The 13,051-nt window shown below is 68.8% G+C and carries 15 protein-coding genes; 8 read left to right on the plus strand and 7 right to left on the minus strand.

Annotation, left to right across the window (positions count from 1 at the left end; translation table 11 throughout):
- Window positions 1-937, minus strand: a 937-nt coding sequence (locus AO501_RS05630) for a PE family protein (RefSeq protein WP_231752353.1), incomplete at its 3' end; no start/stop codon positions are given.
- A 267-nt stretch (window positions 938-1,204) separates the two neighbouring features.
- On the opposite strand from AO501_RS05630, the gene AO501_RS05635 reads away from it, so the two are divergent.
- Window positions 1,205-1,609 (plus strand): PaaI family thioesterase, encoded by a 405-nt coding sequence (locus AO501_RS05635; protein WP_055576787.1) that lies wholly within the window; start codon window positions 1,205-1,207, stop codon window positions 1,607-1,609.
- A 22-nt stretch (window positions 1,610-1,631) separates the two neighbouring features.
- On the opposite strand, the gene AO501_RS05640 is transcribed toward AO501_RS05635, so the two are convergent.
- The 3 genes from AO501_RS05640 to AO501_RS05650 form a co-directional block, all read right to left on the minus strand.
- The gene (locus tag AO501_RS05640) at window positions 1,632-3,023 is read right to left on the minus strand and encodes an NAD(P)/FAD-dependent oxidoreductase (protein WP_055576788.1); all 1,392 of its coding nucleotides are present in this window, start codon (window positions 3,021-3,023) and stop codon (window positions 1,632-1,634) included.
- A gap of 147 nt (window positions 3,024-3,170) precedes the next feature.
- Window positions 3,171-4,091, minus strand: coding sequence for an LLM class F420-dependent oxidoreductase (locus AO501_RS05645; protein ID WP_055576789.1), 921 nt, complete (start codon window positions 4,089-4,091; stop codon window positions 3,171-3,173).
- A 34-nt stretch (window positions 4,092-4,125) separates the two neighbouring features.
- Window positions 4,126-4,803 (minus strand): SDR family oxidoreductase, encoded by a 678-nt coding sequence (locus tag AO501_RS05650; protein ID WP_055576790.1) that lies wholly within the window; start codon window positions 4,801-4,803, stop codon window positions 4,126-4,128.
- Between the two features lie 135 nt (window positions 4,804-4,938).
- Between AO501_RS05650 and modA the strand changes: the two genes are divergently transcribed.
- The 7 genes from modA (at window position 4,939) to AO501_RS05685 (ending at window position 10,530) form a co-directional block, all read left to right on the plus strand.
- Window positions 4,939-5,706 (plus strand): molybdate ABC transporter substrate-binding protein, encoded by a 768-nt coding sequence (modA, locus tag AO501_RS05655; protein ID WP_055576791.1) that lies wholly within the window; start codon window positions 4,939-4,941, stop codon window positions 5,704-5,706.
- A gap of 5 nt (window positions 5,707-5,711) precedes the next feature.
- Window positions 5,712-6,506: an ABC transporter permease gene (locus AO501_RS05660; RefSeq protein WP_055576792.1), complete on the plus strand. Its 795-nt coding sequence runs from the start codon at window positions 5,712-5,714 to the stop codon at window positions 6,504-6,506.
- Window positions 6,503-7,606, plus strand: a complete 1,104-nt coding sequence (locus AO501_RS05665; RefSeq protein ID WP_055576793.1) for a sulfate/molybdate ABC transporter ATP-binding protein — start codon at window positions 6,503-6,505, stop codon at window positions 7,604-7,606. Before AO501_RS05660 ends, AO501_RS05665 begins: the two co-directional genes overlap by 4 nt.
- A gap of 75 nt (window positions 7,607-7,681) precedes the next feature.
- Entirely contained in the window at window positions 7,682-8,713 is a 1,032-nt protein-coding gene (locus tag AO501_RS05670; protein WP_055576794.1) for an alanine and proline-rich secreted protein Apa, read from the plus strand.
- Between the two features lie 115 nt (window positions 8,714-8,828).
- Window positions 8,829-9,128 (plus strand): GlsB/YeaQ/YmgE family stress response membrane protein, encoded by a 300-nt coding sequence (locus tag AO501_RS05675; RefSeq protein ID WP_055576795.1) that lies wholly within the window; start codon window positions 8,829-8,831, stop codon window positions 9,126-9,128.
- Between the two features lie 76 nt (window positions 9,129-9,204).
- Window positions 9,205-9,483 carry a GlsB/YeaQ/YmgE family stress response membrane protein gene (locus AO501_RS05680; protein ID WP_055576796.1) on the plus strand — a complete coding sequence of 93 codons (279 nt, stop codon included), beginning with the start codon at window positions 9,205-9,207 and terminating at the stop codon, window positions 9,481-9,483.
- A 30-nt stretch (window positions 9,484-9,513) separates the two neighbouring features.
- On the plus strand, window positions 9,514-10,530 hold the full coding sequence (locus tag AO501_RS05685; RefSeq protein ID WP_055576797.1) for a zinc-binding alcohol dehydrogenase family protein: 1,017 nt from the start codon (window positions 9,514-9,516) through the stop codon (window positions 10,528-10,530).
- Window positions 10,531-10,538: 8 nt separating this feature from the next.
- Here AO501_RS05685 and AO501_RS05690 read toward each other — a convergent pair whose 3' ends face one another.
- From AO501_RS05690 to AO501_RS05700, 3 genes are read right to left on the minus strand one after another with little or no spacing between them, the layout of a single operon-like run.
- Window positions 10,539-11,273: a CPBP family intramembrane glutamic endopeptidase gene (locus AO501_RS05690; RefSeq protein WP_055576798.1), complete on the minus strand. Its 735-nt coding sequence runs from the start codon at window positions 11,271-11,273 to the stop codon at window positions 10,539-10,541.
- Between the two features lie 10 nt (window positions 11,274-11,283).
- On the minus strand, window positions 11,284-11,937 hold the full coding sequence (locus tag AO501_RS05695) for an MOSC domain-containing protein (protein WP_055576799.1): 654 nt from the start codon (window positions 11,935-11,937) through the stop codon (window positions 11,284-11,286).
- Window positions 11,938-11,984: 47 nt separating this feature from the next.
- Window positions 11,985-12,764: an alpha/beta fold hydrolase gene (locus AO501_RS05700; protein WP_055576800.1), complete on the minus strand. Its 780-nt coding sequence runs from the start codon at window positions 12,762-12,764 to the stop codon at window positions 11,985-11,987.
- Window positions 12,765-13,051 lie beyond the last annotated feature (287 nt).

Genomic DNA, 13,051 nt, shown 5'->3' on the forward strand with positions numbered 1-13,051 from the left:
CGGACTGCTCGTCGGCAATGGCGGCATCGGTGGCATCGGTGGCGGCGCTGGTTCGGGCGGAACCGGCGCCACCGGTGCCGCCGATTCCGCCCGGCTGGCCGATACTGCTGCCGTTAGAGCCCGTACCCCCGGGTGCGCCGATCGGGCCATCGGCCCCGCGAGTGCCTGGTGCCGCCGGGCTGAGCAGCGGCGGGCTGGGGTTGATGCCGTCGGCGCCCACGGCGCCGGCACCGCCAGCGCCGCCGGCCCCGCCTTGGCCCCAGAAGACCGCTCCACCGCCCGAGCCGCCCTTACCGCCGAAACCTCCTGCCAGGACGGCGTTTCCACCGTTTCCTCCGGCGCCGCCGTCGCCGCGCAACAGACCGCCCGCACCTCCGTTGCCGCCGGCCGCGCCGGGCGCGCCCTCGCCGCCGGATCCGCCGTTGCCCAACAGCCCGGCAGCACCACCGTTGCCGCCGGCGCGGTGACCAGCGCCGCCCGAGCCGCCGTTGCCGCCGTTGCCGAACAGCAGGCCGCCGGCCCCGCCGTCTTGGCCAGTCCCCGGTGCCCCGTCGGTGCCGTTGCCGATCAGCGGCCGCCCCAGGAGCGTCTGGGTGGGCGCATTGACAACGGCGAGCAGATCCTGTTCCAGGATTTGCAGCGGCGAGGTGCTGGCGGCTTCGCTGCCGGCGTATGCGCTGCCGGCGGCCGTCAGGGTGTCGACGAATTGCTGGTGGAATGCCGCCAGTCGGGCACCCACCGCCTGGTATGCCTGCCCGTGCTCGGTGAAAACCGCAGCGATCGCGGCGGACACACTGTCCTCGGCCGCCGCCACCACCTGCGTAGTCGCGCCCGCCGCCGACGTTCGCGCGGCCTCCAGACCCGCCCCGATTCCAGCCGCATCCGTGGCCGCGGCAACCAACGCCTCTGTTGAGACCAGCAGCGACGCAGCAGCCACAGCGACCATCCCTCTCGAGCCCGAAACTGGGGGATCTGGTGTTAAGGCCGTCAGATTACTCGGGATCCACGGCACGCATTGCCGTGTTCGCAGTCTTGCAAAATTAGGGCAGCCTTGCCTATGCTGAATTCGGTCGAGCGAAGACGGCCGCGGAGAGTCCTGAGGGCTGCAGCGACCCCGCGCCTCCTCGATCGGCGAGCCCCGTGCCATGCGTACGGGGCTCGCCTGTTTTCCGGGACCGGTCCGCCCACGGTGTAGACACAAGACGTGTCATCAGTGCCTGATCAGGAATTCGTTGCACCCTTCGACAGCGAGTTGGGTCTGCAGTTCACCGAACTGACCCCCGACGGCGCCCGCGCGCAACTCGAGGTCAAGCCGAAATTGCTGCAGCCGATGGGCATCGTGCACGGCGGCGTCTACTGCTCGATGATCGAGAGCATGGCGAGCGTGGCCGCCTACACCTGGTTCAACACCAACGGGGCCGGCGGAAACGTGGTCGGCGTCAACAACAGCACCGACTTCCTGCGCGCCATCAAGTCGGGAACGGTGTACGGCAAGGCCGAGCCCATCCACCGTGGCCGCCTGCAACAGCTGTGGCTGGTCACCATCACCGACGACGACGACCGCGTGGTGGCGCGGGGCCAGGTGCGCCTGCAGAACCTGCAAGCCTGACAGCGGCCGACCGCTTGACCGGCTAGCTGGCTTTTCGTGCGACGGCCCCGGAACTCTGCGCCTCGGCGGCCGCCTCGGCAAGTTGTTCCAGGCGCGTTCGCGCGAACGCCTGCTGATCGGTGATGGTCAGCTGGCCGCGCCGGGTGCTCAGGAAGGTCACGATCCACGACAGCAACGTGGCGACCTTGGTCTTGAAACCGACCAGGTAGACCAGGTGCAGCACCAGCCACATCAGCCAGGCGATGAACCCGCTGAATTCGAGCGGACCGATCTTGGCGACCGCGGAGAACCGCGACACCGTAGCCATCGAGCCTTTGTCGAAGTACTGGAACGGCTCCCGCTCGGCCGGGTCGGCGCCCTTGAGTTCGGCCTTGATGTTGTTGGCGACGTACTTGCCGCCCTGGATGGCGCCCTGCGCGACGCCGGGCACACCCTCGACCGCGGCCATGTCGCCGACCACAAAGACGTTGGGATGGCCCGGGATGGACAGGTCGGGCAGCACCTGCACCCGGCCGGCCCGGTCCAATTCGACGTCGGACTGCTCGGCGAGGTCGCGGCCCAGCCGGCTGGCGGCCACGCCGGCCGACCACACCTTGCACGCCGATTCGATCCGCCGCTCGGTGCCGTCGGCGTCCTTGACCGTGATGCCGTTGCGATCTACGTCAGTGACCATCGCACCCAGTTGGATCTCCACGCCCAGCTTCTCCAGCCGCGCGGCGGCCCGCTCGCCCAGCTTCTCACCGAACGGCGGCAACACGGCCGGCGCGGCATCGAGCAGGATCACCCGTGCCCGCGTCGAATCAATATGCCGGAAGGCGCCTTTCAGGGTGTGCTCGGCCAATTCGGCGATCTGCCCGGCCATTTCGACACCGGTGGGACCGGCGCCGACGACGGTGAAGGTGAGCAGCTTGGCTCGCCGTTCCGGGTCGCTGGACCGCTCCGCCTGTTCGAAAGCGCTCAGGATCCGGCCGCGGAGTTCCAGGGCATCGTCGATGGTCTTCATGCCGGGGGCGAATTCGGCGAACTGGTCGTTGCCGAAGTAGGACTGGCCGGCTCCGGCCGCGACGATCAGGCTGTCGTACGGGCTCTCGTAGGTGTGGCCGAGCAACTCCGAGACGACGACTTTGCGAGTCAGGTCGATGTGCGTGACATTGCCCAGCAGCACCTGAACATTGCGCTGCTTGCGCAGGATGACACGGGTGGTCGGCGCGATCTCGCCCTCGGAAATGATCCCGGTGGCAACCTGATACAGCAAAGGCTGGAACAGGTGGTGCGTGGTGCGGGCGATCAACTTGATGTCGACGTCGGCATGCTTGAGCTTCTTTGCCGCGGTGAGTCCGCCGAAACCCGATCCGATGATCACGACACGATGCCGTTGACGCGGCTCAGCTGTGGGTTCTTGTTGGGGGCTCATCTCTCGCTGCTCCTGACGGGGTCTCCTTGGACGGGCGACTGCAGTTAGCTAATACCCAAAGCCTAGTCAACCCACCCGCACAAACCCAACCACGAGCCTGTGTAATTAGCCACACTCAGCGAATTGCGTTCCGTGGCCGGGCTTTCGCTAGCCGCCGAGCAGCGGGCGCAGCGCCTCGGCGACGCTGGTGATGACCCCGGGGATGTGACCGCCGGGAATGTTGATGATGGCGCCATCGAGGCCGGCGGCGAGTATCTTGGCCTCCACTTGGTCGGCTATCGCGGCCGGGCTGCCGATCGCCATGCGGGCAGTCAGATTCTCGGGCAGTTGCTCGGGTTTCGCGTTCTCGTCGACCATGGCCGTCAGCATCATGCTGGTCTCCAGCGTGGCCGGGTCCCGGTCCACCTCCGCGCAGCGCGCCTTGACGGCGTCCATCTTGCGGGGCAGTTCGTCGAACGCCGCGACGATGTTCAGATGGTCGGCGTAACGCGCGGCGATACCGAACGTCTTCTTCTCGCCCCCGCCCCCGATCAGCACCGGAATGCGTTCGCGGTAACGGGGTTCGGCCATCGCCGACTCGGCGGAGTACCACTGCCCTGAGAACGTCGGCCGCTCGCCCCTGATCATCGGGTCGATGATCTGCATGGCCTCCTCAAGCCGGTTGAAACGGTCGGTGAAGGTGCCGAACTCGAATCCCAGTTGCCGGTGTTCGAGCTCGAACCAGCCGGCCCCGATACCCAGCACCGCGCGGCCGGCGCTGACCACATCCAGGGTGGTGATCACCTTGGCCAGCAGAGTCGGGTTGCGATAGGTGTTGCCGGTCACCAGCGTGCCGAGTTGCATCCGCTCGGTTGCGGTGGCCAGCGCGCCCAGCGCCGTGTACGCCTCCAGCATCGGTTGATCCGGGGTGCCCAGCATCGGCAGTTGGTAGAAGTGGTCCATCACGAAAAGCGAGTCGTAGCCGGCTGCTTCGGCTTCGCGCGCTTGCGCGATGACGGTGGGGAACAGGTTCTCTACGCCGGTTCCGTACGAGAAATTGGGGATCTGGAATCCAAGCCGAATAGCCACGGCGTCTACCGTAGCGTCCGGCCGCAGAACCGGTTCAGGCGAACTGAGCGAGCGCGCCGTGACTGACGTGCAGCGTCTGACCGGTGATGTGGCGCGCCGCCGGAGTGGTCAGGAACAGCGACAGCCGGGCGACCTCCGCCGCGACCGGCGCCGGTGTGCGCGACAGGCCGTCGTACCCGGCCTGGACACTGCGGCCGGTTGCGACGGCGTTGACCGTGATTCCGCGGGTGCCGTAGACCTCGGCCTGCCCGGTGACCCAGCTGGACACGGCGGCCTTGATCGAGGCGTCCACGCTGCCGGCGGGCGGGTTCTCGGCCAGCACGGTGATGATGTGGCCGCCGGAGCGCAGGTGATCGCCCACGCACTGCACCGTCAGGACGGCGGACAGCAGGGTCGCGTCCAGCGTCCGGCGCCATGCGGTGGCGGTGTCGGACAGCGAATAGGTGCGGGGGTCACCGGCGTCCCAGCTGGGAGCGGGGATGTTGACGATGGTGTCGAGGTGGTGCGGGAACAGCGCCCGGGCCTCCTGGAGGCTGGCCGGGTCGGTGGTGTCGCAGACGATCGCGTCGACGTCGAGTTCCTTGGCGACGACCTCGAGGTCGCCGCCGCGGGCACCCACCAAAGTGACCTTGTGCCCGTCGTCACGGAAACTCTCGGCTACCGCACGTCCCAGATCGGTGTCTCCACCGGTGACCACAACCTCCACTGCCACGACCTCCTCGAGCTACGGCGTCAGCGCGGTCCATGTTACTGGACAGTAGCTATTCGACGAAACCACGCGCCGCGGCGGCGCGCTGATCAATTGCATAACTATTCGACCGCGTCGTCGCGGCGCTAGGTTTGATCGATGCGTCGTAGTCAGGTGCTGGCCGCTCTTATGGCGGCGTTGCTGGTCGGCAGCCTGACGGCGTGTAGTTCGGGGTCCCGGCAGGGGCAGGACTCGCACTCGATTGTGGTATTCGCCGCCGCTTCGCTGAAGCAGGTCTTCACCTCAATCGGCGAGCGGTTCAAGGCGGACAACCCGGGTGCGACGGTGACGTTCAATTTCGCGGGGTCCTCGGAGTTGGCGACACAACTGACCCAGGGCGCCACCGCCGACGTCTTCGCCTCCGCGGACACCGCGCAGATGGACCGGGTGGCTCAGGCGGGAATGCTGGCCGGTGCCGCGACCGACTTCGCCGCCAACACCCTGGTTATCGTCACAGCGCCGGGCAACCCGAAGAACGTCGGGTCCTTCGCCGACCTCACCCGTCCGGGGCTCAGCGTGGTGGTGTGCCAGCGCCCGGTGCCGTGCGGTTCGGCCACCCGCCGCATCGAGGACGCCAGCGGAATGCGGCTGCACCCGGTCAGCGAAGAACCGAGCGTCAGCGACGCTCTGAACAAGGTGACCACCGGGCAGGCCGATGCCGCGCTGGTCTATGTCACCGACGCATCGAACGCCGGAAGCAAGGTGACGACCGTCAAGTTCCCGGAGGCCGCGCAGGCGGTGAACGTCTACCCGATCGCGGTGCTCAAGAATGCCCCGCAGGCCGCGCTGGCGCAGAAGTTCCAGGCCGCGGTCACGGGCCCGGCCGGACGGGAAATCCTCGACCGGGCCGGCTTCGCCAAGCCCTGACCCCGATGCGCCCGCCCTCCCACCTGCCGCGCTGGGTCTATCTGCCGGCCGCGGCGGGGGCGCTGTTCGTCGGCCTCCCGCTGCTGGCCGTCGCAATCAAGGTCGACTGGCCGCACTTCTGGTCGCTGATCAGCAGTGAATCCGCGACGACGGCCTTGCTGCTGAGCCTGAGAACCGCCGCGGCCAGCACGCTGCTGTGCGTGCTGGTCGGGGTTCCGATGGCACTGGTGCTGGCCCGCAGCGGGCTGTGGCTGGTTCGAGCGCTGCGGCCGGTGATCCTGCTGCCCCTGGTACTTCCGCCGGTGGTCGGCGGCATCGCGCTGCTCTATGCCTTCGGCCGACTCGGGCTGGTCGGGCGCTACCTCGAAGGGGCGGGCATCAGCATCGCCTTCACCACCACGGCGGTCGTGCTGGCGCAGACGTTCGTCTCGCTGCCGTTTCTGGTGATCTCCCTGGAAGGCGCGGCACGCAGCGCGGGGGCCGACTACGAAGTGGTGGCGGCGACGCTCGGAGCGCGGCCGACCGCGATCTGGTGGCGGGTCACCCTGCCGCTGCTGGCGCCCGGCCTGGCCTCCGGAGCGGTGCTGGCGTTCGCCAGGTCGCTGGGGGAGTTCGGCGCGACGCTGACGTTCGCCGGGTCCCTGCAGGGCGTGACCCGCACCCTGCCGCTGGAGATCTACCTGCAGCGGGTCGGGGACCCGGACGCGGCGGTGGCTCTGTCGCTGCTGTTGGTTGCGGTGGCAGCGGTGGTGGTGCTGGGACTGGGTGCGCGCCGGCTGACCGGGACCGACGCGCGATGAGTGACCTGCACCTGCGCGCGGTGCTGGGCGACCGGGGACTGGACGTGGAGTTCTCGGTGGCCGCCGGTGAGGTGCTGGCCGTGCTCGGCCCCAACGGCGCGGGCAAGTCGACGGCTCTGCACGTCATCGCCGGGTTGCTGAGGCCGGACTCCGGTGTGGTGCGGCTGGGTTCGCGGGTGCTGACCGATACCTCGGCCGGGATACAGGTGGCCACCCATGACCGGCGGGTGGGGTTGCTGCTGCAAGACGCGCTGTTGTTTCCGCACCTGCGCGTGGCCGCGAACGTGGCATTCGGGCCGCGCAGTCGTCGCGGCATGTTTTCGTCGGGCCCGGCGCGGGAGGCTGCGCTGCGCTGGCTGCGGGAAGTCGGTGCCGAGGATCTGGCCGACCGCCGGCCGCGCCGGCTGTCCGGAGGTCAGGCCCAGCGCGTGGCCATCGCGCGGGCACTGGCCGCCGAACCCGAAGCATTGCTGCTCGACGAACCGCTGACCGGGCTTGATGTAGCGGCGGCGGCGTCGATTCGCGCGGTGCTGCGCGACGTGGTCAGTCGCACCGGCTGCGCGGTGATCCTGATCACCCACGACCTGCTGGATGTGTTCGCCCTGGCCGATCGGGTGCTGGTGCTCGAGTCCGGAAAGGTCGCCGAAATCGGACCGGTCGCAGACGTGCTGGCGGCGCCGAGGAGTCATTTCGGTGCCCGGATCGCGGGCGTCAACCTGGTCGTGGGGACCATCGGCGCCGATGGCGCGCTGCACAGCCGGTCGGGGCAGCGCTGGCACGGGAGCGCCGATGTACGGTTCGCGCCAGGTCAGCGGGCGGTTGCGGTGTTCGCGCCGGTGAGTGTGGCCGTCTACTCCGAGCCGCCGCACGGCAGTCCACGCAACACCGTCGAGGTGACGGTGGCGGAGCTGGACACCCGCGGCGCGGCGGTCCTGGTACGCGCGGGGGACCAGGCGGACGGACCGCCCGGGCTGGCCGCCAGCATCACTGTCGAGGCCGCGGCAGAGCTGCAGCTCACCCCGGGGAACCGGGTGTGGTTCAGCGTGAAAGCCGCGGAGGTGTCACTGCATCCGGCACCCGAACGACGCGCGAGGTGCTGACTTTCTCGCAGACATACCTTTCGCGAAAGCCAGGCCTTCCTTGCTTCGGGGCGCTGACACGGTAGGTTCGTCGCCATGTACCAGGTGGACCCGAACCCGTCACGCCGCAAGGGATTAGTGGCGTCGCTGGCCATTGCCGCGGCGACCGCCGTCACCATTGCGTTGCCGGCAACTGCCCTCGCTGACCCCGAGCCGGCGCCGTCGCCGACTCCCACCGTCGCGCCGCCTGCGTCACCTACTCCGGCATCCCCGGCCCCGGCCGCGGGGGCCCCCGCGGCCACCCCCAGCCCGTCGGCCTCGCCCGCGCCCGGCGCCAGCCCGACGCCGACCCCTCAGCCTGCGCCGGGTGACCCCAACGCGGCACCGCCGCCGGCCGACCCCAACGCACCACCGCCGCCGGACCCGAACGCGGTGGAAGCCGGACGGGTGACCAACGCCATCGGCGGGTTCAGCTTCATCGTGCCGCCCGGCTGGGTGGAGTCCGACGCGTCCCACCTGGACTACGGCTCCGCGCTGCTCAGTAAGGCGGCCGGTGAGGCTCCGATGCCTGGACAGCCGCAGCCCGTGGCCAACGACACCCGCATCGTGCTCGGCCGGCTGGACCAGAAGCTCTACGCGAGCGCCGAGGCCACCAACCCCAAGGCTGCCGTGCGGCTGGGATCGGACATGGGCGAGTTCTTCATGCCGTACCCCGGCACCCGGGTCAACCAGGAGACCGTGCCGCTCAACGCCAACGGCGTCTCGGGTAGCGCGTCCTACTACGAAGTGAAATTCAGCGACACCAGCAAGCCGAATGGGCAGATCTGGACCGGTGTGGTCGGCACCCCGGCCGGCGCGACGCCTGCCGCCGGACCGCCGCAGCGGTGGTTCGTGGTGTGGCTGGGCACGTCGAACAACCCGGTAGACAAGAATGCGGCCAAGGCGCTGGCCGAGTCGATCCGGCCGTGGGCGCCTCCGGCCGCCCCACCGCCGGAAGCGGTCCCGGGTGCTCCGGCACCTACGCCGGCCGCGCCCGCCGAGCCGGTTGCTCCAGCCCCGGCCCCCGCTCAGGCTCCGGCCGCCGGAACTCCGGCATCCACCCAGCCGCGCGGTAATCAACCGGCTTGACCGGCGTTGTTTGAGCGTCGGCACCAAATCGACACTCCATTTGTTACGCGAAAGGCGTATACCGATAGCACGGTCCGGTGATTGAGCTGGGCCTGCCAGCGGAGAGGAACCCCTGATGGACGTCGTCGCAAGCACCGAATTTCTCGCTCGCTCAACCACACTGACCAGCGTGGGCTGGATCGGCTACATCATCATCGGCGCGCTGGCGGGCTGGATCGCCGGCAAGATCGTCAAAGGCGCCGGATCAGGGATTCTGATGAACATCGTGATCGGCATCGTCGGTGCCTTGATCGGCGGTTTCCTGCTCAGCTTCGCCTTCGACACCGCGTCGGGCGGCTGGTGGTTCACCTTCTTCACCGCGATCCTGGGTTCGGTGATCCTGCTCTGGCTCGTGGGCATGGTGCAGCGGCGCTGAATTCGCGGTTTACCGCACCCGCACCGGGTATTACTGCGAGGTCCCCTCGACAAGTTAATACCCGAAGGAGCTGGTCATGATCCTGCACATCATCGGAATGATCGTTCTTGGGCTGATCGTCGGGCTGATTGCGCGACTCATCGTGCCAGGTAGGCAACCGATGGGCTGGATTGCCACGGCACTGCTCGGCATCGTCGGCGCCTATGTCGGCGGCACCCTGGGCAGCGTCGTCTTCCCGCCGCACCAGTTCACCATCACTCCGCCCATCAACCACTCGTTCCTCGGAGCGCTGGTCGGTGCGGTGCTTCTCCTGCTGATCTACAAATTCGCCACGTCGCGCACCCGGACTCTGTAGCGGCGGGGCCCGTCGCGGCATGATGGGGTGATGTCCGCCCGAACCATGACCGCCTGGCAGGTGCGTCAGCCCGGGCCGATGACGAGCAGGCCGCTGGAACGGGTCACGACCGAGGTCCCGCGGCCTGGTCCGGGCGAATTGCTGGTTGCGGTGTTGGCCTGCGGGGTCTGCCGCACAGACCTGCACGTCACCGAGGGCGACCTTCCTGTCCACCGGGACCGGGTCACTCCGGGTCACGAGGTGGTCGGGGAGGTCGTCGAGGTCGGCGCCGATGCCGGCGACGAGTTCCGCGTCGGCGACCGGGTAGGGATCGCCTGGCTGCGCCACACCTGTGGGGTGTGCAAGTACTGCCGCCGGGGCGACGAGAACCTGTGCCCGCAATCCCGTTACACCGGCTGGGACGCCGATGGTGGTTATGCCGAATTCACCGCGGTGCCCGCGGCTTTCGCACACCCCCTGCCGGTCGGCTACAGCGACAGGGAGTTGGCGCCGTTGTTGTGCGCCGGCATCATCGGCTATCGGTCGCTGTTGCGGGCCGAGCTACCCGCCGGTGGCCGCCTGGGCTTGTACGGTTTCGGCGGCAGCGCGCATATCACGGCGCAGGTCGCGCTGGCCCAGGGCGCGGAGGTGCACGTGATGACCCGCGGTGCCCGGGCTCGTGAGCTGGCGCTGGAGCTGGGGGCGGCTTCGGCGCAGGGCGCCGCCGATCCGCCGCCGGTTCCGCTGGACGCGGCGATCTTGTTCGCGCCGGTCGGTGACCTGGTGTTACCGGCAATGGAAGCCCTCGACCGTGGGGGGACGCTGGCGGTCGCGGGAATTCATCTCAGCGACATCCCGACGCTGAACTACCAGCGGCATCTGTTCCAGGAGCGTCAGATCCGGTCGGTGACGTCCAACACCAGGGCCGACGCCCGCGCCTTCCTGGACTTCGCCGCAGCGCATCACATCGAGGTCACCACTCCGGAATACCCGCTGGCCGAGGCTGATCGCGCGCTGACCGACCTGAGCACCGGCGAAATCGCGGGTGCCGCGGTGCTGCTGGTGTAGGTCGGGCCCTAGGCCGACAGGTGCCAGACCAGCGCTGCGGCCAGCGCGCCGACGCCGTTCAGCGACCAGTGCAGCGCGATGGGCGCGATCAGGCTGCCGCTGCGCCTCCGTAGCCAGCTGAAGACGAACCCGGCAGCGCCGGTGGCCAGCACGGCCATCGTCACGCCGGCCAGCATGCCGAAGACTCCGCCGCCGAACAGCCGGGTGAATCCGACGTTGTTGCTGGTCAGACCTAGCGAAGTGGCGATGTGCCACAGGCCGAACAGCAGCGACCCGGCCAGCGCCACTCCGCGGAAACCCCAGGCCCGGTGCAGCGCTCCGTGCAGTACGCCGCGGAACACCAGTTCCTCGGGAATGACGGTCTGCAGCGGGATGATGACCATCGAGGCGATCAGGGCGCCGGAGATGGTCGCGTAGTGGTTGTTCAGGAACATCGGGCGAGTGACCGGCAGGGCCACGCCGACCGCGATCACCGACACCACCAGCGCCACCGCGGCCAGCGCGTAGAACAGGCCGGACTTCCAGTGCTCACGGCCGAGACCGAGGTCCGCCCAGTCCAGCCCGCGCCACCGGACCAGGACCACCAGGCCGATCGCCGCCAGCGGGACCGTGGCGATGCTCGCCCACGCCGTGGTGAAGTGCGCGACCAGGTTGGTCAACACCAGGACGGCGACCACCACGGCGATGTCGGCGTGTAGACGCAGCCGGTTCGCGGTGGGCAGGGCTTGGGTTTGGTCGGGCATCCCCGCGAGTCTACCTGCGGGTCCGCTGCGCGACCTCGGCTTTGATTTCAGCTGAGAGCGCACCGGCCACCGCCAGCCGGGGCAGCAATTCGGGCTCCGACATCCGCGCACGGAAGACCAGCCCGATCGTCACGTCGTGGTCGGGACGATGCTCGACGGTGATCTCATCGCCCGCGCGGACGGGCCCCGGGGAGATGACGCGCAGGTAGGCGCCAGGGATGCCGGCCTGGGTGAAGGTCTTGATCCAGCCGCGCTGCTCGAGCATCGCCGCAAAGGTCCGGCACGGCGTCCGGGGCGCGGAGACTTCCAGGACCGGACCGTCGGTGCCGATGCGCCAGCGTTCGCCGATCCGCGCTCCGGTGACGTCGACGCCCTCGGTGGTGAGGTTTTCACCGAACATGCCGTCGGTGAGGGTGCGGTTCAGCCGGGCTTCCCAGTCGTCGAGGTCTTCCCGCGCGTAGACGTAGACGGCCTGATCGTCGCCGCCGTGGAACTTGGGGTTGCCGATCGCGTCACCGGCCAGGCCGCTGCCCGTCTTGCCCGGTGCCTGGACCATGACGGCCCCGGCGGTGGGGGCCTTGTAGATGCCGGTGACCTTCGACCGCGCTCGCGGGTCGGGATTGGGCCGGGCCGCGGCGACGTTGACAGATCGCACATTCGGCATCTGGTCAGGGTAACCGGGTGTCGGGATCGCGCCCCTTCGTCCCGCGCTTATTCCGCGCTTGTCACCGCCAAGATGGTCCGGGCAACCAGGCCAGGGTCGTCGACCATGGGCACGTGCCCGACGCCGGGCAGGGTGGTGAACGACGCCTGGGGTAGCCGCTCGCGAGCGATCTTGTCGCACAGCGGGACTGGAACGATTGCGTCGTTTCCCGACCAGGCGATGGTCACCGGACAGGGCAGGGGATCCAACGGCGCGATCTGCTCACCGGAACCGAGAAAGTCGTCGACGTCGACAGTGCAGCCGATGATGTCGTCGATCGCGTCGACGCTCTGCGCCGTGGAGATTCGATCCGCATGGCACGCGGCGTCCCGCAAGCCGAGGCGACGCACTGTCGCCGACTTCATCGCGAGAGCGACGACCGGTCGCAGTGGCCGGGCAACGCGCCCGATCGCCACGAACTTGTGAATCTGCCTCAGCACGTGGGCTTGTGCCCTGTCCCCGGACGACCAGAAGCCGGCCGGGGCGAACGCACACACGGTTGCCGCGCGGCCACGCCGGGCCAGCTCGATGGCCATCCAACCGCCCAACGAGAGACCGACGACGTGTGGTCTCTCAAGTCCACGCTCATCGAGGTAGCGCTCGGCGTCGTCAACCAGATCGCTGACCGTGGCCGGGCGCGGCGGGGCCGGTGACCCGCCGCGATGCCCGGCAGTGGTGAACGTGTGCACGCGGTGCTGGTCGGACAGCAGCGGCGCGACGTCCTGCCAGCCGTTGCCCGACATGAGGATGCCGTGCATCAGGACTACCGGAGGCTTGTCGGAGGACATGCGGCCAAGTGTGACACCTGGCTGCCAAGGGGCGTAGGCGTGCGCCGTGCCCATGACCCAGAACTGTCACCGATGTCTTGAGAGATGACACCGAGTCCTGTCAGTAGAGGCGAGTATACTCGAACACATGTTCGATAGATTGCCGTGCCTTCCGTGTGGGTTGGCGGAATATGACGGCTACCTGGCGGAGGTGGTGGCGCATCGGCGGGCGCTGTTGGAACAGACCGAGGAGTCGGTGGGGTGGGTGGCGCGTATTGGTGGGGCGGCGCGGGTGGTCAATCAGGGTG

It is taken from the genome of Mycobacterium gordonae (assembly GCF_001417955.2).
Lineage (GTDB): Bacteria > Actinomycetota > Actinomycetes > Mycobacteriales > Mycobacteriaceae > Mycobacterium > Mycobacterium gordonae_B.